17 protein-coding genes are annotated in these 19,639 nt (G+C 49.5%); 16 read left to right on the top strand and 1 reads right to left on the bottom strand.

Annotated features, from left to right (window positions below; genetic code table 11):
- Positions 1–4 precede the first annotated feature (4 nt).
- The 6 genes from ABEW34_RS02420 (at position 5) to spoVM (ending at position 5,426) form a co-directional block, all read left to right on the top strand.
- Complete coding sequence (locus tag ABEW34_RS02420) at positions 5–787, top strand: Stp1/IreP family PP2C-type Ser/Thr phosphatase (protein ID WP_430154524.1); 783 nt, start codon at positions 5–7, stop codon at positions 785–787.
- Positions 774–2,978 (top strand): Stk1 family PASTA domain-containing Ser/Thr kinase, encoded by a 2,205-nt coding sequence (gene pknB, locus ABEW34_RS02425; RefSeq protein WP_430154526.1) that lies wholly within the window; start codon positions 774–776, stop codon positions 2,976–2,978. Before ABEW34_RS02420 ends, pknB begins: the two co-directional genes overlap by 14 nt.
- On the top strand, positions 2,899–3,903 hold the full coding sequence (rsgA, locus tag ABEW34_RS02430; RefSeq protein ID WP_430154528.1) for a ribosome small subunit-dependent GTPase A: 1,005 nt from the start codon (positions 2,899–2,901) through the stop codon (positions 3,901–3,903). The genes pknB and rsgA overlap by 80 nt, the downstream gene beginning before the upstream one ends.
- A 7-nt stretch (positions 3,904–3,910) precedes the next feature.
- Entirely contained in the window at positions 3,911–4,555 is a 645-nt protein-coding gene (rpe, locus tag ABEW34_RS02435) for a ribulose-phosphate 3-epimerase (protein WP_430154530.1), read from the top strand.
- Positions 4,556–4,680: 125 nt separating this feature from the next.
- The gene (locus ABEW34_RS02440) at positions 4,681–4,962 is read left to right on the top strand and encodes a hypothetical protein (RefSeq protein WP_430154532.1); all 282 of its coding nucleotides are present in this window, start codon (positions 4,681–4,683) and stop codon (positions 4,960–4,962) included.
- 383 nt (positions 4,963–5,345) lie between these two features.
- Positions 5,346–5,426, top strand: a complete 81-nt coding sequence (spoVM, locus tag ABEW34_RS02445) for a stage V sporulation protein SpoVM (RefSeq protein ID WP_040711006.1) — start codon at positions 5,346–5,348, stop codon at positions 5,424–5,426.
- A gap of 107 nt (positions 5,427–5,533) precedes the next feature.
- On the opposite strand, the gene rpmB is transcribed toward spoVM, so the two are convergent.
- A complete protein-coding gene (gene rpmB, locus ABEW34_RS02450; RefSeq protein ID WP_046230617.1) occupies positions 5,534–5,722 on the bottom strand; it encodes a 50S ribosomal protein L28 in 189 nt (62 codons plus the stop codon).
- A 395-nt stretch (positions 5,723–6,117) separates the two neighbouring features.
- On the opposite strand from rpmB, the gene ABEW34_RS02455 reads away from it, so the two are divergent.
- The 10 genes from ABEW34_RS02455 (at position 6,118) to ABEW34_RS02500 (ending at position 19,565) form a co-directional block, all read left to right on the top strand.
- The gene (locus ABEW34_RS02455) at positions 6,118–6,477 is read left to right on the top strand and encodes an Asp23/Gls24 family envelope stress response protein (protein WP_046230618.1); all 360 of its coding nucleotides are present in this window, start codon (positions 6,118–6,120) and stop codon (positions 6,475–6,477) included.
- 18 nt (positions 6,478–6,495) lie between these two features.
- Positions 6,496–8,295: a DAK2 domain-containing protein gene (locus tag ABEW34_RS02460; RefSeq protein ID WP_430154535.1), complete on the top strand. Its 1,800-nt coding sequence runs from the start codon at positions 6,496–6,498 to the stop codon at positions 8,293–8,295.
- A 56-nt stretch (positions 8,296–8,351) separates the two neighbouring features.
- Positions 8,352–9,206 carry a DegV family protein gene (locus ABEW34_RS02465; RefSeq protein ID WP_430154537.1) on the top strand — a complete coding sequence of 285 codons (855 nt, stop codon included), beginning with the start codon at positions 8,352–8,354 and terminating at the stop codon, positions 9,204–9,206.
- Positions 9,207–9,218: 12 nt separating this feature from the next.
- A complete protein-coding gene (gene recG / locus ABEW34_RS02470; RefSeq protein ID WP_430154607.1) occupies positions 9,219–11,270 on the top strand; it encodes an ATP-dependent DNA helicase RecG in 2,052 nt (683 codons plus the stop codon).
- A 71-nt stretch (positions 11,271–11,341) separates the two neighbouring features.
- Positions 11,342–11,629, top strand: a complete 288-nt coding sequence (locus ABEW34_RS02475) for a stage VI sporulation protein F (protein WP_430154538.1) — start codon at positions 11,342–11,344, stop codon at positions 11,627–11,629.
- Positions 11,630–11,780: 151 nt separating this feature from the next.
- On the top strand, positions 11,781–13,115 hold the full coding sequence (locus ABEW34_RS02480) for a DUF2515 domain-containing protein (protein ID WP_430154540.1): 1,335 nt from the start codon (positions 11,781–11,783) through the stop codon (positions 13,113–13,115).
- A gap of 324 nt (positions 13,116–13,439) precedes the next feature.
- A complete protein-coding gene (locus tag ABEW34_RS02485) occupies positions 13,440–15,713 on the top strand; it encodes a helix-turn-helix domain-containing protein (RefSeq protein WP_430154542.1) in 2,274 nt (757 codons plus the stop codon).
- Positions 15,714–16,063: 350 nt separating this feature from the next.
- On the top strand, positions 16,064–17,686 hold the full coding sequence (locus ABEW34_RS02490) for an extracellular solute-binding protein (RefSeq protein WP_430154543.1): 1,623 nt from the start codon (positions 16,064–16,066) through the stop codon (positions 17,684–17,686).
- A 43-nt stretch (positions 17,687–17,729) separates the two neighbouring features.
- The gene (locus ABEW34_RS02495; RefSeq protein ID WP_430154545.1) at positions 17,730–18,641 is read left to right on the top strand and encodes an ABC transporter permease; all 912 of its coding nucleotides are present in this window, start codon (positions 17,730–17,732) and stop codon (positions 18,639–18,641) included.
- 24 nt (positions 18,642–18,665) lie between these two features.
- Entirely contained in the window at positions 18,666–19,565 is a 900-nt protein-coding gene (locus tag ABEW34_RS02500; protein ID WP_430154547.1) for a carbohydrate ABC transporter permease, read from the top strand.
- Positions 19,566–19,639: the final 74 nt, after the last annotated feature.

The raw sequence follows: 19,639 nt of genomic DNA on the forward strand, positions 1-19,639 counted from the left end.
ACGGTTGATTACGGCAAACCTGAGCGATATCGGAAAAGTTCGTCAAGTCAATGAAGATCATTCATGGGTAGGACAGCTGGATAATGGCATCACGTTTGCTATAGTCGCTGACGGGATGGGCGGCCATCAGGCGGGCGATGTAGCGAGCCAGCTGGCAGTGAATACATTCCGTGAAATGCTGGAGCCCATTGCGGCGAGACCTGACTTTTCTATTGAGGAAGGCAAAGCATTTTTGCGCAAAGCCATTGTAGGCGCCAATGATGTTGTTTATGACATGGCATCACGCAATGAGCAATATTATAATATGGGCACTACGATAGTTGCTGCCATGTTTCAAGGGCGGGAAGCCGTCATCGGGCATATTGGCGACAGCCGCGCTTATGTCATTTCCAAAAGCTGTATTGTACAGCTTACGGAGGATCATACCCTTGTCAATGAACTGCTTAAATCAGGGCAGATCAGCGAGAAGGAGGCGGCTGTCCATCCACGGCGCAATGTGCTTACCCGTGCGGTGGGCACCGATGCATCTGTTGAGGTGGATATACAGACGATTTCCTACTCGGCCGATGATTTCATCCTGCTGTGCAGCGATGGGCTGACGAACATGGTCAGCGATGATCAAATAATGCATACTGTAACGAAGGGTGGAGCGAGCCTGAAAGATAAAGCGGAGCATCTCATCCATTTGGCGCTGCGCGCCGGCGGGGACGATAATGTGACCGTCGTGCTGCTGCAAGTAAATTCCAGCGCAGATCGAGAGGAGTATACAGCTGATGATAGGGCATAATTTAGGCGGTCGCTATGAAATTCTGACTCGCATCGGCGGAGGCGGCATGGCGCTTGTCTATAAAGCCCATGACGTCCTGTTGAACCGCAATGTAGCGGTTAAAGTGCTGCGCCAGCAGTTTGTGCATGATGAAGAGTTTATTCGCAGATTTCGCCGTGAGGCGCAGTCGGCAGCTGCGTTATCCCATCCCAATGTCGTTAGCATCTATGATGTAGGACAAGAGGAAGATACGCATTATATCGTTATGGAATATATCGAAGGCAGCAATCTTAATGAGATTATTGTGGAGCGTGCCCCGCTGCAGGCGGATGAGTCGGTTCGTATTGCCATTCAAATCTGCGATGCGCTTGGTCATGCCCATCAGAATCATATTATTCATCGCGATATTAAACCACATAATATTTTGATCGGTAAAAATGGTAGGGTCAAGGTAACCGATTTCGGTATTGCCCGTGCGGTTACTTCTTCTACAATTACCCAGACAGGCTCGGTGCTGGGCTCGGTCCATTATTTTTCTCCCGAGCATGCGAAAGGGGTAAGTGCAGGCGAAAAATCCGACCTGTATTCGCTGGGTATTGTACTCTATCAGATGCTGACCGGCAATTTGCCTTTTTTGGGAGAAAGCCCAATCAGCGTAGCTTTGAAGCATTTGCAGGACACCTTTGAGGAGCCGCGTGTTGTGAATCCTCATATTCCGCAAAGTGTGGAGAACGTCATTTTACGGGCGATGCGCAAAAATCCAGGGGAACGATACCATTCGGCCCAGGAAATGCTGAACGATCTGGAAACCTGCCTTGCGCCTGATCGGAGGGACGAGGAGAAGGTTTCATTTGCCCATGTGAATGATTTGGATGAAACTCGTGTCATGCCAGCCATTCGCGGCAGTGATATCCGTCCTATTCGCCAAAGCGAGTCAAGCTATGACAAGGCGGAGGTCTCTTCGGGACAGACGGGCCGGCAGAGAGATAAAGAAGTTCTGAATAAGAAAGCAAAAGGCTGGAAGCGACCGACGATAATCGTGGCTAGTACGCTGGTTGTCCTGGCATTCATTATATGGGGATTCGTGACACTGCTCGACCGGCTGGATGTAGAGGAAGTGGATGTGCCGTACGTTGTTGGTCTCGATTTGGAGCAAGCGACGGCAAAGCTTAAAGAATTAGGGCTGAAGGTGCAGGAGCCGACGATACGGGAGTTCCGCGACGATATACCGATCAATCAGGTATTTGAGCAGACGAAGAGAAATATGCGCGTCAAGCAGGGCTCGTTCATACAGCTTTCTGTGAGTGATGGGCCGATGCTGAAGCAGCTTGGCGATTACCGGGGCAAGACGCTGCAGGCGGTTAAAGATGAGCTGACTGCGCTGGGCATTAATCCAGATACGCAAATCGATGCTGAAGAAGTATTCAGCGAGCAGGAAGTGGATACGGTTGTGACACAGCAGCCGGAGCCAGGAACGAATTTTGATCCGAACACGGTGAAGTTCCAGTTTATGGTCAGCAAAGGCATGGAAACGATAAAGATGCCGAATTTAATTGGCAAAACAGTAGCTGAGGCTAAAGATATGGTGAAGGCAAATGGACTGACGCTTTCAGACGATGATATTTTGTATGAGCCGAGCTATGTGCAAGCCAAGGGTCTTGTACTGAATCAGGATCAATACAAGCCAAATGATCCTGTTCCAAAAGGAACAAAAATCACCATCCGAGTCAGCTCAGGTCCTTCTGCGGAAGCGAAGGAGCATCAGTTCAATGTTGTCATTTCGCCAGCGAAGGCTGGAAAAACGAGCGAAGTTCGCATCGTCTATACCGACTCCAGAGGGCAAAACATTGAATGGGGCAGAAACCAAATTCAAGATACCCAGACATTTCCCGTAACCGTTATTCTGGCACCGAATACCGAGGCCATGATTACGATTTATCGGGACAGTCAGTTTGTCGACACGAAGTCTGTCACTTACGATCAACTGGCACAAAGCAGCAGCTCATCTACCGTGACGGTGCCGGGCGAAGACGAACAGGTGACAACGCCTGTTACAGAAGAGCCGGAAGTATCGGAATCGCCAGCTCCTGAACAGACAGTGGAGCCGGACCAATCGGAGGTTAACAACAGCAATGACCAAGGAAGCGAACAGGGAGAAGCGGAAGGAAAAGGCAAAGGAAAAGGAAAAGAAAAAGAAGAGCAGCAGCCATAATCACGCATCTCTTGAGCTTCGCGGGCGCATTGTGAAGGCGCTCAGTGGCTATTATTACGTACTGCCTGATGATGCTGAATCTCAGGATGCAACGGTACAATGCCGCGGGCGCGGCGTTTTGAAAAATAAAGGAATTACGCCACTAGTCGGCGACGAAGTGGTTTACAGCCTTACGGAGAACGGCGAGGGGACGGTGGAGCGTGTTTTGCCTCGCTCATCCGAGCTTATACGCCCTCCGGTGGCTAATATTGATGTGGCTATGCTGGTTTTCTCCGTAACGGAGCCAGCGCTCAATTTGACGCTGCTGGATAAGTTTCTTGTGCATATCGAGCATGCGGAAATCGAAGCGGTGCTGTGCCTTAGCAAGCAGGATTTGGAGCATGATGGCGAGGAGACGGAAGCTGCTGCTGAGGCTGCTGCTTCCGTCAATCGCATTTATTCCGCTATTGGCTACGAGATATATGGGACAAGTTCCAGACAAGGCAAGGGTATTGAGGAGCTTGGGCAGCGGCTGCAAGGGCATTTGGCGGTTTTTGCCGGACAATCCGGTGTAGGTAAATCTTCGCTGCTTAATGCGATTGTTCCGGGGCTGCAGCTTGAGACGAATGCGATCAGCAACCGTCTTGGACGGGGCAAGCACACGACGAGGCATGTGGAGCTGATTGAAATTGGCGGTGGTTATGTAGCCGATACGCCTGGCTTTAGCCAGCTCGATTTTACCGAGCTTGGCATTGAAGATTTAGGCTACTGTTTTCGGGAAATTCGCGCGTTGTCTCCGGATTGCAAATTCCGTGGCTGCACGCATGTGCAGGAACCGGGCTGCGCCGTCCTTGCTGCTTTGGCAGAAGGGAAAATCGAACCAAGCCGTCATGATAATTACTTGCAGTTTTTAAATGAAATGAAAGATAAAAAACGGAGGTACTGACAAACCCATGACTATAATAGCACCCTCTATTTTATCGGCTGACTTCAGCCGGCTCGGAGAAGAAATTTCCGGTATTGAGCAGGCAGGAGCGGACTGGATTCATGTAGACGTTATGGATGGACAGTTCGTGCCGAACTTAACCTTCGGTCCTCCTGTTATCTCAGCTGTAAGACCCGCAACAAAGCTGCCTTTCGATGTTCATTTGATGATCGAGCGTCCGGAATTGTCTATCCCGCAATACGCAGCTGCTGGTGCTGATCGCATTACGGTACATGCAGAAGCATGTGCGCATTTGCATCGTACGATTTATCAAATTAAGGAGCTGGGACTTCCGGCCGGTGTAGCCATCAATCCAGGAACTCCAGTATCTGTGCTGGAATCTGTGCTGGGCGATGTGGATCTCATACTGGTTATGACGGTAAATCCGGGCTTTGGCGGACAGAAGTTTATCCCGTATTCCCTGAACAAGCTGCGTCAAATTCGCACCATGCTAGTGGAGCGCGAACTACAGCATGTTCATGTGCAGGTGGATGGCGGCATCAATGAAGAAACGGCTAAGCTTGTGACGGAGTCGGGCGCGAATGTACTTGTAGCCGGTAATGCAGTATTTGCCCAAGCAGATCGCGCGGCAGCTATATCGGTTTTACGCTAGGGATGCATATCTTAAATTAAGTTACATAGTTGCTGCAAGGGTTGCGCGGTGAACGGACTTGTATTTCGATGTGGAACGCTGTTGGCTGCTATAGCGGCACAGCTGTTTGCACTTGGGAGGCTGTAATGGAAGAATACGAGACATCTCGAGGAAAGACATGGCTGTGGGTGCTCCTATTTGCGCTCGGCATAGGCTTGCTGCTTGCGGCCTTTTCTATTGTGACTGTGATGATCAAATACGTTTTTTCTTTGCTTGCTTTGTATTTAATTTTTCAATTTTTCAAAAGGGTCGAGAAGCTGTGGGCACGAATAATGGTAATCGTGCTGGGGCTGCTGTTTTATTTCTTGGCCGTATTGGTTTATACGGCAATCCAGTTCATCAATGAGAATCCGCCGCCACTGGCGTGAGCATCGTAAAGATGGGCTTTCCACACTCGTTCATATATGGAATAGGACAACGGTAAAGTGCATAGGATGGTTACATGAACGCAGGTTCGTGTAGCCATTTTTTTTGAAATATAGGGAAGTATATCGCAGCACTATCCTTTCTCTATATTTCTCGGAATGAAACGTGCCGTGCCCCAAAGGATGGCTTTCGGCTGTTTCACCTTGAAATATAGGAAAGCATATGATGTTTCTATCCTTTCTCTATATTTCTCGGAATGAAACGCGCCGTGCCGTCAAAGGATGGCTTTCGGCCGTTTCACCTTGCATGAAACATAGCATGTGTTTGCGGGAAGAAAAAGCATGTAAGTCACCATTTCGATGAGCGTGTCTGAGGAGGGATGGGCATGAAATTTTACACGATCAAGCTGCCGAAATTTTTGGGCGGGTTCGTAAAGGCGATTTTGAATACCTTCCAAAAAAGTTAGTTCCTTTGCAGCCGCCTTCGAATGATCGTGGTTTATGTGAACAATAAAAAGCACCTGAGCCCAGGTGCTTTTTGTCTACCATACAGCACAAAGCTGCAGGAGATGAATTATACGCGAGTTACTTTACCGGATTTCAGAGCGCGCGCGCTGACATAAACACGTTTCGGTTTACCGTCAACTAGAATGCGAACTTTCTGAACGTTTACTCCCCAAGAACGACGGTTTTTGTTGTTAGCGTGGGAAACGTTATTGCCTGTACCAGGGCTTTTGCCTGTTAGAAAACATTTGCGGGACATGAGTACACCTCCTTCAAGTAGTGCTGAGCTAAAAGCGCATTGTTAGCATAAGCTGTCAGTTATTGCATAAGCAAAACCGCATCGTAGCATAAGCTCCCGGTTCTGCGTGAGCAAAACCGCTTCATTGGCTTGAAAAAGCGTCGAAGAAGCCTGCACATAAACATACTTTGATATCGTATCATAGTTGTGGGGTCTGAGCAACTAAAACTGTTGTTTTTTATGGCGATTTGCCCAAGGTTGGCACCGTCTGCCCTTCTATAACGTAACAGTTTATAGTACAATAATAATTAGTCAAAGATTTTATTGCAGCTTCAGCAGCATTTGACTTTAAACGGGGTAATTCATGCTAGACGGGGAATAGCTGTGAGATCTACACGATAAAGGAGTGAATTTCCATGCCACTTGCGCTCAGCACTGAACTTGGCCAAATTTTCATAACAGAGGAATGCATTGCCGTCATGGCAGGTTCCGCTGCGCTGGATTGTTATGGCCTTGTCGGGATGGCTTCTCGTAAACAATTAAAGGACGGCATAGCTGAGCTTCTGGGCAGAGACAATCTGGCCCGCGGCGTTGAAGTTCGCAGAGAACAGGATAAACTTTATATTGACTTGTATATTATTGTGAGCTATGGCACGAAAATTTCAGAAGTAGCGCATAATATTCAGACGAAGGTAAAATATGTAATGAGCGATGTTATTGGTCTTAACGTGGACCAGGTCCATATATTTGTGCAGGATGTAAGGGTATCTACATAGCAGGAAGGGGAATTTTCATTGAGTAAGGGCTTCATTAACGGTTCCGATTTTACCGCCATGGCCGTGCTGGGCGCTGAGTTGTTAAATCAAAATGTCGACAAGGTAAATGCGTTGAATGTTTTCCCTGTGCCTGATGGCGATACGGGAACGAATATGAATTTGACGATTGCCTCGGGCATTCGTGAGCTGCGCAGCAAGCCGTCCGACCATTTAGGCAAATCGACGGAAGTGCTTTCCAAAGGTCTTCTGATGGGGGCTAGAGGCAACTCAGGCGTTATTTTGTCACAGCTGTTTCGTGGTTTTTCGAAGGGACTTGCAAACGCTGAACAAGCTGGTCCTCAGCAGATTGCAGCGGCGTTGCAGCATGGTGTAGATCTTGCTTATAAGGCTGTTGTGAAGCCGGTGGAAGGAACGATTTTGACGGTGGCGAAGGAAGCAGCGAAGCATGCGGTTACTTATGCACGCCGTACGAATGATGTTACTGAGCTGATGAAAGAGGTATATGAAAAAGCGAATGAAACCCTCCAGCGCACACCGGATATGCTGCCTGTGCTTAAGCAGGTTGGCGTTGTAGATTCTGGCGGACAAGGGCTAGTGCTTATTTATGAAGGGTTTGTGCGTTATCTAGTTGAAGGCGAAGGTGCATATGAAAGCTATTTGCTACTATCTGAAGCAGCGCCACCTGAAGAAGTAAGTGTCCCGACGGCACAGCCAGCTTCAGCTCCACGGAAGGCAACGCATTTTGCTGCACAATCCCGTCTGGAGACGGCGGATATTGAATTTTTCTATGACATGGAGTTTTTTATAAATCGCAAGCCTGGGGGCAAAGCTGCGCCGTTTTTTGATGAATACGCTTTCAAGAAGGCGCTTGGCAAAGATGGGGACTCCATACTCGTCATTGCTGAGGAAGATATCATTAAAGTTCATGTGCATTCCCGCAGGCCGGGTGATGTGCTGAATTTGGCGCTGCCGTATGGCGAGCTGACGAACCTGCATATTTTGAACATGCGTGATCAGCATCGTGAGCTTCTAGAGGAGGAAGCAGCGATTCCATCCTACGCAGTGCTGCCTGATTATGCGCTGTCGGGAAGCATTTCCTCGCCAGAGCTGCTGGCGGGAACGTCGGGAGCGGCCGTACCGCCTGGACAAGTTCATGAGCTGGCGCCATTCGGCATTATTGCTGTAGCGCTGGGCGAAGGCATTTCGAACATTTTTCTGGATAATGAAGTAGATATCGTGCTGTCCGGTGGGCAGACGATGAACCCAAGCACGGAGGATTTCGTCAAGGCGATTGAATCGCTCGTCGCGGATCATATTTATTTGCTGCCGAATAACGGCAATATTATTCTTGCTGCTGAACAGGCGGCGGAGCTTAGTGAACGCAACGTGACGGTTATTCCGACAAAAACGATTCCGCAGGGGCTTGCAGCGGTACTGGCTTTCAAAGAGGATGAGACCGCCTCGCGCAATACGGATTGGATGAAAAATGCTGCCGGGCAAGTCGTTTCTGGCCAAGTGACGCATGCGGTTCGCGACACGACGATTGATGGCGTGAGCATTCGAGAAGGCGATTTTATCGGCATTAAGGAGAAGGCTATTGTTGCGGCACATGCAGATTTGGCCGAGACTTGCCGTCTGCTCATAGCTGAGCTTATGGCTGACGGCGGCGAGCTCATTACGGTGCTGACCGGAGCAGAGGCGAAGGCTGAAGATACGGAAGCGCTGAAAGCATGGGTGGCAGAGGCTTATCCGGATGCAGAGCTTGAAGTTCAAGAGGGCGGACAACCGCTTTATCCCTATTTGTTCGCAGTGGAATAAGGATGGGGAACTAGTGAAATCGCAATCGTTTATAGGGTATGAAAGGGGTGGCGAAGATGGGAAACATTCATATTATTACCGACAGCACTTCCGATATTCCGGCTGAACGATGTGCAGAGCTTGGCATTCAGGTTATTCCCCTGAAGGTGCTGTTCGGTGAAGAAACCTATTTGGATGGCGTGACAATTGGGAAAGAACAATTTTATGAAAAGCTGATTGCTGCTCCTGTACTTCCGACGACCTCACAGCCGTCTCCGGCAGAGTTTCTTGAAGTATATGAACGGATTTTGCAGGAGGACCCGCAAGCGATTATTATTTCTATTCATTTGGCTTCTGTACTCAGCGGTACTTATCAGTCTGGTGTCATAGCTAAGTCGATGCTGGATGAGCAGGCGGACGTAACGGTCATTGACTCCAAGTCGGCTTCGTATGGCTATGGCATTCAGGTGGTTACGGCAGCACGGATGGCTCGCGAAGGCGCCTCTAAAGAGGCGATTTTGGCAGAAGTGGCTCGTCTTCAACAAGAGCTCAGCCTTTATTTTCTGGTTGGATCGCTGGAATTTCTTCAGAAGGGTGGCCGAATCGGTAAGGCTGCGGCGTTGTTTGGCTCGATTTTAAATATTAAACCGATTCTTTCGCTGGATCAGGAAGGTACGGTTCAGTCTGTCGATAAGGTGCGCGGTACGAAAAAAGCGATGCAGCGCATCATGGAAATGCTCGACAAGGATTTTGGCAGTGATCGCGTTGGGGCAACGATTGGCTGGACGCATGGCGAGCAGACGGCGCAGGAGCTTGCGGCGCTGCTGAGAGACAAGCCTAATGTGGCATTCATTGATTTTATAACGATTGGTGCGACGATTGGCACTCATGTGGGACCAGGTACATCGGCCGTATTTATGTATAAAGTGTGAGGAATGATTATGATGACGCTGGAGCAATATTCCGTCCGGCAAATTAAAGGCGTGAGCGCTCCGAAGGAGCAAGAGCTTCACGCCTTTGGCGTTCATACCGTTGCCGATTTGCTGGACTATTTTCCATTTCGTTATGAGGATTATCGCGTTCGCGCTCTATCGGATGTCAAGGATGGAGATAAAGCTACCGTGCAAGGAGTTGTGCGGGGCATGCCTGTGCTGCAGCGTTACGGGAAAAATAAATCGCGGCTCACTTGTAAAATGGAGATCGATTTTTTGCTCGTTACGGCGGTGTGGTTTAACCGCCATTTTCTAAGGGATCAGCTGACGCCTGGCCGTACGATTATTTTGACGGGCAAGTGGGAGCAGCATCGCCAGCAGATGACCGTCTCGGAGTCCGAGTTTCCGGAAGGGGCCGGCTCTGCCAAATCAGGGACGCTGCAGCCGGTGTATTCCGTCGGTGGGGCGATTACGCAGCCATGGATGCGCAAGACGATTAAGCAGGCTTTGCAGCAATATGGCGCGATGATCGAAGAGGTGCTGCCGTTTGAGCTTTTGGAGCGGCACCAGCTCATTCCTCGCCGTGATGCGGTGCTGCACATTCACGAGCCGGGTGATATACACGAAGGTCTCGAAGCGCGGCGGCGGATGGTTTATGAGGAGCTGTTTCTATTTCAGCTGAAATTGCAGGCGTACCGAATGCTCAGCCGCAAGCGGGGCGATGGCATCGCTCATTTGATTGAAGCGGAGACGATTAGGCAATTCGCGGCTACGCTGCCATTCGAGCTGACGGATGGGCAAAAGAAGGTCGTAAATGAGCTTTTGGTCGACATGCGCCAGCCTGCGAGCATGAATCGGCTGCTCCAAGGCGACGTCGGCTCGGGTAAAACGGTCGTTGCCGCTATTGCGCTGTATGGGGCAGTGAAGTCCGGCCATCAAGGCGCGCTAATGGTTCCGACGGAAATATTGGCGGAGCAGCATATGCGTTCCTTGACGAAGCTGTTCGAGGGCATGGATATAGAGGTTGGACTGCTGACGGGAAGCATGACGGAGCGCCGCCGCCGCGATGTATTCGCTGGCCTGCAGATGGGCCTGATCGATATTGTCGTCGGTACGCATGCGCTTATTCAGGAGACGGTCTTTTTCCGTAGTCTCGGTCTGGTTGTAGTGGACGAGCAGCACCGCTTTGGCGTAAATCAGCGCAGCGTCTTGCGGCGCAAAGGAATGAATCCCGATGTGCTGACGATGACGGCGACGCCGATTCCGCGAACGCTGGCCATTACCGCTTTCGGGGATATGGATGTATCGACGATTCGCGAGCGTCCGCATGGGCGCAAGCCGATTAAGTCGTATTGGGTCAAGCATAGTATGATGGACCGCGTGCTTGGTTTTATCCGCCGTGAAGTAGGAGAGGGCAGACAAGCCTATATGATATGCCCGCTTATTGAGGAGTCGGAGAAGCTGGATGTACAAAATGCCATTGACCAGTATTTGCAGGTTCAGCAAGCTTTTCCTGATCTGAAAATCGGCCTGCTGCATGGGCGCCTAAGCGCGGCTGAGAAAGAGCAGGTCATGAGCTCTTTCGGCGCGAACGAGCTGCATGTACTCGTGGCTACGACCGTAGTTGAGGTTGGCGTCGATGTTCCGAATGCAACGCTGATGATCGTCATGGACGCCGAGCGGTTCGGCTTGTCGCAGCTGCATCAGCTGCGGGGCCGGGTTGGCCGTGGTGCTCATCAATCTTATTGCGTGCTGGTCGCCGATCCAAAGTCGGAGACAGGGCGCGAGCGCATGAAGGTCATGACGGAAACGGATGACGGCTTCGAGGTGGCGCGCCGTGATCTCGAAATCCGGGGGCCGGGCGATTTTTTTGGAACGAAGCAGAGCGGTCTGCCAGAATTTCGTGTCGCGGACATGGCGGCGGATTTCGAAGTGCTGGAAATGGCGCGGGATGATGCGGCTGAGCTGTGCGCCCGCGATGATTTTTGGGATAATCCGGCTTATGCAAGAATACAGGCTAAGCTGAATCGGGATCAACTTTTTCAAGGAGAACAGCTTGATTAGGCAATTTCCGGGAATCTCCGGCATATAGTTAAACGTGAAAACGGTATGCCAAGATGGAGGTGTCTGGAACATTGAGCTACCAAAAGTACGGTATTCGCCCGCAATTGGTCGAACGTATTAAAGCAAAGCTGAAAAATCCGCTTTTAAAGGACCGCGTGCGCCTGATGCTCGCTAATGTCACTAAATTCGACTTGCAGGATCGCGTCAAAGTTAGAAAGCTGGTGAAATCAACCGCTAGCATCTTGCAGGAGCCGCTTACGGATACGCAGGAGGAGCAGATCGTCGCGTTCGTTCTCGCCCAGAAGATCGACCCCAACAATACGTTTCACTTGCTCAAGCTTTGGGGCATGTTTCGCTGACCGTCTGCGGTCAGCTTTTTTTAATATAAGCGGATTTAAGTTTTTCTTGCAGCTGCGCTGCTAGTGCGCTTCTTTTCCGGCTATACTATCTTTTTAGCATCATTGTGGCTTTTGGAAAATGGCGTTCGTGAAAAAGGTTGGAGGGGAGCTTATGGGAGGCGTTGGCGGAAAGCTTGTGAGCGGTTTTAGAGCGTGGCTGCGGCGTTGTATCCAGCTGCCGGCAGACGCCTTTCTGTATGCAGTTGGCAAATGGCATAGCTTTGGCGAGTCGCAAAAAATGGCTGCTGCGGCGCGCCCGCTTGTGATGCAGCCCGCAATCGTTGCTAAGCTTGCAGCCTCATGGACGCTGCTTGAGCGGGAGCAGGAAGCGGGCGGCTCCAATGCCAGCCCCAATGCTAAACCAAATGCGATCTCTAATGCCAGTCCTCCTGTGAATAGCGCTGCCGTTGCTGGCTCAGCCGAGCATGCGCTGCTTGCAGCGATTCGAGCGGACGCCGTTCATTTGAATCGCAACAATGTGACGAGAACGGAAGCTTATTTGGCGATCTATGAACGCAGGCCCGAGCTGCACTGGGCGCTGCTGGCGCATTTGGTTTCGCGTAATGGCGGCTGGAATATGACCGATTTACAGGGAGAGTGGCTGCCGTATTTGCTGGGCCGTTCCGCCCGCGAGGCCGTATTCCGCTTTTTAGAGCGCGCGAATGCGTTGATTTTTCAGGATGCTTATCCGCAGCTGCTGCTGTATGAGGCAAGCTGCAAAGCTGGGCGTCCGTTGTTTCATTTGCTGCCGCAGCTTGGTGTTTCCCGCTTTATGGTCCCGGTCTGGCAAACGTTTTGGGAGAGCCGCGATTCCGCTATTTTGTCGGTGGCGCTGATCGTGAATGAGCAAAATTACATTGAAAAGCGAATTGTGCAGCATCCCTTTTTCCGCAAGGAGGTGCTGGATACGGTGTTTTTTGGCTTGCAGTCGTTATTACAGCTTAATGCGGTTGTGTTTTGTTATCGCTCCGGGGGGGAAGAAATGAAGCTGGCGGGGCTTATTTTGGAAAACTTTGATAATCTTAAAGAGCGAATTGAGTTCGGCAAACGGCTGTATGCGCTGTTATTCAGTGTGCCGGAGGTGTATGGCGGCGCCGTTGCTTTCGTGCGAGCCATTCGTCACACGGGTTCACGTGCGGATTATGCCCCTCATTTGTTTGCAGTAGTCAGGCGTGATCCGCCAAAGAAGCCTTACAGGGAGCGGCTATCGGGGAGACGGCTGGCGCCTGGTGCCGCTCCTTTATTCAGTCCGGAGCTGAGCGGCGTCTGGCCGGATCGAGCAGTTGAGGCGCCTGAGCCTGGCGATTGGTTCCAGCAGGCAGCGCAGGTGCTTCCTTATTTTCAAAAACTGCCGCTGCCGCAATCCTTTGAAATGACCAATGAATACAGCCTGCTGCTGAATAAAATTGAACTGGCTGTGCTGGCTTCACAGCAGTGGAAGCCCTAATCGTGCTAATTAATAAATTCGCGGCCAGAACCATTTTCTGGAGCTTATTTTAATATGTCCAGACTTATAAAGCTTTTAAGTTACTTTATAACCTGGACATAGCGCTTGTATATGTGAACGAATGGTTGAAAGGGTAAAGCCGATCCTATAAAATGAGAAAGAAGCGGCCGCGAATTCCACATTGGGAATACATAGGCAAGTTGAAGTATGGAGAGGCTGGTTTCCTTTTTTGATTTGTAAGCGTTTTCTAGATTCGTCGATATGGACAAAAGCCTTGGGGCAAGCCGTTTAGTTCATAGGGAAGGTACGGAAGGGCGGGTCTGCTTGAAAAAAATAAAAGTGAACTTATTGGCCAAATTTCTAATTTCATATGTGCTGGTGCTGCTGCTGCCGATCGTCAGCATTTTGCTCTACTATTATCCTCACTCGACCAAAGCGGCCAAGGAGAAGGAAATGGAATGGAATGCCCATGTGACGGAGCAATTCATGACCTCTCTCGATATTTTTACCCGCTATGTTTATGATCTGCCCTCGGAATTAATGCGCAATGGGGATATGAGAATGTACATGGCGATGGAGGACGATTATCGGCGTATCGTCATTGCCAATGAGATGCGCAAATATAATGCAACCGATGCTTTTATCTACAACACGCTATTATATGTCAAAAATATCGGCTACCTGTTCGCCAAAACGGGCAGTGTCTACAGTGTAGATGATTTTGCTAATCGTGGCGTCGGCTATTATTATGAATCATGGCCTCATAATGAAATGTTTCAGGAGCTGGACAAGCTCACCTTGCCTTCGGTCAGACCGGCCGAAAATGTCATCGTTCCGGGCAACAATGGCATCAGGATGCTGACCTTTATGCTGCCGATGCCGCTGGGCGGGGAGCATTCGCCAGCTTCGGTGCTCATTCTCGTGAAAGAGGAAACGATTATTCGCATGATGAATGCGGTATCCGAATCGTATAATGGCGAGTTTTATATTTTTGACCAGAAGGGAAATAAGCTGGTTGCATCTAAAGAAGCGGCTTACAGTGAGACGGACGATTTCCGCCAGATGGTTAAGCAGCTTGGTGCAGGCGAAGCAGGGTCAACGATTCAGACGATTGATGGCAAATCCTATATCGTTTCACACAATGTATCGGACAAAAATGGCTGGCAATATGTCAGCATGCTGCCCGTTACCGAATCTTTGCAGGATATTCGCTCCATCCAGTGGAATACGATACTTATTCTTCTGCTGATCCTTTTTATAGAGGGGATCGTTATTTACATTTCGATTCGCAAAAACTATCATCCGATCAAGCGGCTTGTGGGCTTTGCCACAGAGGTTTTCAAGCATAAGGATAGCAGTCCAGGCCGGATGAACGAGATCGATACAATTCGTTACGCCTTGGATGAGCTTTCCTTAACGAATACGAAGCTGGATGAACGGGTTCAGAGAACGCTGCCGATTTTGCGCGACAATGTGCTGTTTGAGCTTGTCAGCGGCCATTATGCGACTTGGGAGGCTTTTCATTCGCAAGGGGCGGATTACGGCGTATTTAAAAACCGCGATGCGGTAACGGCTGCTGTTCTATCTTTCGATGCGAGCAAGGAGGATAGGGAGGAAGTATCCGAATTTTTGCGGCAGGAGGAGCAGCAGCTGCCTGAAACGTTAGAGGGTCATTTCTTCGCAAGTATCTACAACCAAGAATGGATATTTGTCTGCTCGCATCAGGAGGGCGTTGCCGTCAAGACGTATTTGTCCGGCGTGCAGAGCAAGCTGAAGGAGCAGCTGGGGCGGGAGGTGTTAATTGGTATCGGCTTGGCTGAGAGCGGGTTATCTCCTGAAGGTATGCATTTGTCCTATTTGCAGGCGGTACGTGCCGGTGAATATTTGCGTATTCGTCAGCAGGACGAGCTGCTAGCGTTTGGCGACATCGAAATTTCGCAAAATGGGATGGTTTCTTATTTTGCCGAGCTGCTGCAATCACTGGAGATGGCGATTCTCAAAAACGAGCCTAACGTCGTGCAATCCGTGCTTGAGAAAATCATCGATTATCTCGTTAGCAGCGGCATGCCGCCGCATATGATCAGAACGGTTTATTCGAATACGATCAGCGTTATTTTGGGCGGGCTGCAAAGGTTCCGTCACGATGGTGGCCATTTGCTCAGGCTTACGGATGCGGCCTTTCAGCACCGCTATACAATTGAGCAGATGGTGGGCATTATGCGGGAAAGCTGCAGCAAGCTATGCGATATTATTCGCGAGACGCTGCCTGCTGCCCGCGTCGCAACTCAAGAGGAGATTTTGGCCGTCATTGCGGAAAAAGGCTTTGACGCTAATTTTTCGCTGCAAATGTTCGCTGACCACTTCAGCATGTCGCAGTCGGGCTTCAGCTATCATTTCAAAAAAACAATTGGCCATAATTTTAAAGAATATATTGACAGACTTCGCATTCAGAAGTCGATCCAATTGCTTCGCAGCACAGGAGGGACACTGGATTCTATCGCCCAGCAGACAGGCTACTCGAACACATCGAGCTTTATTCGATCCTTCAAGAAAATGGTTGGAACAACTCCCGGCCAATACCGGGACTCTTGCAAATAAGTGTGATAAAGCTGCTGCTGTGCCGTCTTGGCATGGTGGCAGCTTTTTTGAAATACACGTCCAAATGGAGTAGTCTGACGCAGACCATTTTTGTAGGTAGAACGTACACTTTTTGAGCATATGCAAAATTTCAAAAAGAGTATATGCCTATTTTGAAATCGCTTACAAAATCAGTTATAAAGCGCTCTCAAAAAGTGTTGATTGGTCAAAAACTGTTTGTATACAGGTTCGCAGCAGAACGGTTAGAGTAAGGGGGCCGAGAAGATGCAGACAGCAGTCTTGCTCCTTGAATCCGGGAGTAAGCAGTATAAACGGGTCGGCAGACTAAAAGAATATCGGGGGTAATGCACATGAAGAAGCAGATCATTACGATGTTGTCGTTGTTGGTGGTCGGGACGACGCTCTTGGCAGCATGTTCCAGTTCTAATGAAGGCAGCGCAAGCGACCCGAGCGGAAGTGCTGGGCAAAGCGGCTCGAAGGTTAAGCTGACTGGTGTTATCGTCAAGCATCCGCTAACGAAGCCGCTTGCCGAGATGGAATGGCTTCAGCAGATTGAGGATGCGGCGGGCGTAGACATCCAGTGGCAAGAAATTACCGCGGATTGGGGGCAAAAGAAAGGAACGATGCTTGCCAGCGGTGATGTTCCAGATTTATTCGTTGGCCCGAATGTGATTACAGATGCTGATTTTGCCCAATTCAAGGGATTATTTCAGGACATGAGCGAGTTAATGGAAGGCGCTCCCCATGTTCAGAAAATGTTCGAAGAGAAACCGGAAACCAAGCAAATTTCCACCCAGCGCGATGGTCAAATTTATGGACTTGCGAAGTACCAGCGATTTTGGCCGGATACGGTTAACAGACAATATATTAATCAGACTTGGCTGGACAATCTTGGCCTAGATATGCCTACTACATGGGATGAGCTGTATGATGTGCTGGTCGCCTTCAAGGAGAAGGATGCGAATGGCAACGGAGATCCTAATGATGAAATTCCGATGGACTGGTCGGGCGGAATCGGCGGCTTCTTTAATCCAGCTGTGCTGCTAGGCGGTATGGGCATTAAGCTGTCTTCCGATGTGAGTGGGCAAGGCTACTTCGTTGAGGACGGCAAGGTGAAAAATTTCCTGACCGACGATCGCTACAAGGAGCTCGTTATGTTCCTGAACAAGCTATACAAGGCGGGGCTCATTAACCCGGAGGTGTTCACTCACGATTATACGAAGCTGCAGGCTGTTGCCCGCGGGGAAGGGGATATAGCCAAAGTTGGCTTTACGTGGGGCTGGGTAGCATCAGATCGGTTTGGAGAACAGCTTGCTCCGCAGTATGCGTCGATGTCGCCGCTTAAATCCTCTGCGAGCTATTCGGGCCCAGTGTCGTGGAGCTATGACAGCTATACACTGAATTATGGCGCCAATAATATTGTGATGTCGGCCAAAACGAAAAACAAGGAAGCAGCTATGCGCTTCATTAATGAGCTGTATAAGCCGGAAATTGGCATTCAAGTGCTGTTTGGCTCGATTGGCCCTAACATTGAGGACAAAGGCAATGGCTCCTATGCGGTGCTTCCACCAAAAGATTCGAAGATGGACCCCGGCACATGGAAATGGACGTCTACTTGGGCAGATAATGGCGCTTTCTATATTTCGGATACGATCGACCTGACGCTCGGCAAAGATATGCAGGAGGTGCTGACCCAGTCAGAGCCGCTTAAAGATGCACTTGCACAAGTAGATTCCCAGATCGATATTTATCCGGGCACCTTCGTTAAATATACGAATGAAGATAACAATGCGATGAGCTTAAACAATACGAACATTATGAACCTGGCCGATACGACGTTCGCCAAATGGGTTACGAAAGGCGGAATCGAGGCGGAATGGGACGCTTATGTGAAGGAAAGCCAGAAGGCCGGCCTTGATAAAAATGTGGAAATTATGCAGAAGTATTACGATGAATTTGTAAGCAAGCTGTAGCGGAGGCTGTTGTGCAGGTTTACTCATGAAAGGAGGCGCGGCGATGCGTACAGTAACGAAGCTTGGCACCGTCAAGCGTGACTATCAGCTATGGCTGATGATTTTGCCGGCGCTTGCCACTATTTTTATCTTCAACTATATTCCGATGTATGGCGTACAGCTGGCCTTTCGCGATTACGATTTCAGCAAAGGGCTGACTGGCGGAGAATGGAAGGGACTATTCTACTTTCAGCAGTTTATCGAAAGCTATCTGTTCAGCGATCTGATGCGAAATACGTTTTTGATCAGCCTCGCGACCATTATTATCGGGTTTCCGGCTCCGATTATTCTCGCGCTCGTGTTGAACCAGATCCGTCGGAAATCGTTCAAAAATATGATGCAGACGACTGTCTATTTGCCGCATTTTATTTCGGTCATCGTGCTGGTTGGCATGTTGAACGTGCTGCTTTCCCCTGAGACCGGCATCGTCGGCCATTTGATGAAAGCGATAGGGCTGGGGCACATCAATTTGCTTGCCTCAAGCAATACCTTTATACCTACCTATGTGATTTCGGATATTTGGCAGCATTGCGGCTGGAACAGCATTATTTATTTAGCGGCGCTCTCAAGTGTCGATCCCCAGCTTTATGATTCGTCCAAAATAGACGGAGCAAACCGCTGGCAGACGATCCGTTATATTGATTTTCCGGCGCTGATGCCAACGATCGTCATTTTGTTCATTTTAAGCATGGGGGGCATTTTGAGCACGGGTTTTGAAAAAATATTTTTGATGCAAAATGCATTGAATTTGCCTGTATCCGAAGTGATTGCGACCTATGTCTACAAAATGGGGATTGTGTCTAATCAATTCAGCTATGCTTCAGCTATCGGCTTGTTTAATACGATCATTAATTTTATATTCCTGTATACGATGAACGCCATTTCTAGGCGTGTGTCCGACACCAGTCTGTTCTAGCCTACGGCGGAAGGAGGGAATACAATGGAAAAGATAAGGCCGCGTCTTGGCGGCGGTGAAATTTTGTTTAGAATCATGCTGGTCATCGTATGTGCCGTTATTTTCCTGACGGTTGCTTACCCGCTCTATTTTATTATTATCGCCTCGGTAAGCGACTCGACACTCGTCTCAACCGGTAAAGTGCTGCTGTTCCCCAAGGGAACGAGCTTCTTCGGCTACGGGGAAATTTTTAAGGATGAACGCATATGGACCGGCTACCGCAATACGTTGTTTTACACATCCGTTGGTACGCTAGTCAATTTGCTGTTCACGCTGCCTGCTGCCTACGTGCTGTCACGCAAGGAGTTTAAGGCAAGAAAATATATGATGTTTGCATTTGTGTTTACGATGTTTTTCAATGGCGGGCTCATTCCAACTTATTTGCTAATGAAGGATCTGCATCTTACAAATACGCCTTGGGTATTTATCGTACCGTTTAGCGTTAATGTTTTTTATTTAATTATCGCTCGTACTTTTTTTGAATCGACGCTTCCTTCGGAGCTCTACGAGGCGGCTGCAATGGACGGCTGCTCGCATTTCGTCTATTTCGTAAAGGTGGCGCTGCCGCTGTCCAAAGCCTTGATCTCCGTCATCGGCCTGTATTATTTGGTCGGGCACTGGAATGACTTTTTCACTGCGCTGATTTACATTCGGGACAATGAGCTGAAGCCGCTGCAAATTATTCTTCGCGATATTTTATTATCGAACCAGGTGTTTGCAAGCGGGGCGGGGACAGGCGGCGACTCCGGCGGCTACGCGCAGAAATACGCAGATCAGATTAAATATGGCGTCATTATCGTGTCTACGCTGCCGATTTTAGTGCTGTATCCGTTTTTGCAGAAGTATTTTGAGAAAGGCGTTATGATCGGTTCGATTAAAGGGTAAAAGCGGAGGACCACTGCGGCAGGCTGCTGCCCGGTGGTCCTTTCTGATTGAATGATTGTAGAGGCGTGCTGCTG

The organism is Paenibacillus algorifonticola (genome assembly GCF_050481745.1).
In the GTDB taxonomy this organism is placed as follows: domain Bacteria; phylum Bacillota; class Bacilli; order Paenibacillales; family Paenibacillaceae; genus Pristimantibacillus; species Pristimantibacillus algorifonticola_A.

Coding starts and splice junctions, on each gene's coding strand:
- ABEW34_RS02455 (WP_046230618.1), top strand. CDS start 6,118: ATGCCACTTGCGCTCAGCACTGAACTTGGCCAAATTTTCATAACAGAG.
- rpe (WP_430154530.1), top strand. CDS start 3,911: ATGACTATAATAGCACCCTCTATTTTATCGGCTGACTTCAGCCGGCTC.
- pknB (WP_430154526.1), top strand. CDS start 774: ATGATAGGGCATAATTTAGGCGGTCGCTATGAAATTCTGACTCGCATC.
- ABEW34_RS02440 (WP_430154532.1), top strand. CDS start 4,681: ATGGAAGAATACGAGACATCTCGAGGAAAGACATGGCTGTGGGTGCTC.
- ABEW34_RS02465 (WP_430154537.1), top strand. CDS start 8,352: ATGGGAAACATTCATATTATTACCGACAGCACTTCCGATATTCCGGCT.
- ABEW34_RS02495 (WP_430154545.1), top strand. CDS start 17,730: ATGCGTACAGTAACGAAGCTTGGCACCGTCAAGCGTGACTATCAGCTA.
- ABEW34_RS02500 (WP_430154547.1), top strand. CDS start 18,666: ATGGAAAAGATAAGGCCGCGTCTTGGCGGCGGTGAAATTTTGTTTAGA.
- rsgA (WP_430154528.1), top strand. CDS start 2,899: ATGACCAAGGAAGCGAACAGGGAGAAGCGGAAGGAAAAGGCAAAGGAA.
- spoVM (WP_040711006.1), top strand. CDS start 5,346: ATGAAATTTTACACGATCAAGCTGCCGAAATTTTTGGGCGGGTTCGTA.
- recG (WP_430154607.1), top strand. CDS start 9,219: ATGACGCTGGAGCAATATTCCGTCCGGCAAATTAAAGGCGTGAGCGCT.
- ABEW34_RS02480 (WP_430154540.1), top strand. CDS start 11,781: ATGGGAGGCGTTGGCGGAAAGCTTGTGAGCGGTTTTAGAGCGTGGCTG.
- ABEW34_RS02490 (WP_430154543.1), top strand. CDS start 16,064: ATGAAGAAGCAGATCATTACGATGTTGTCGTTGTTGGTGGTCGGGACG.
- rpmB (WP_046230617.1), bottom strand. CDS start 5,722: ATGTCCCGCAAATGTTTTCTAACAGGCAAAAGCCCTGGTACAGGCAAT.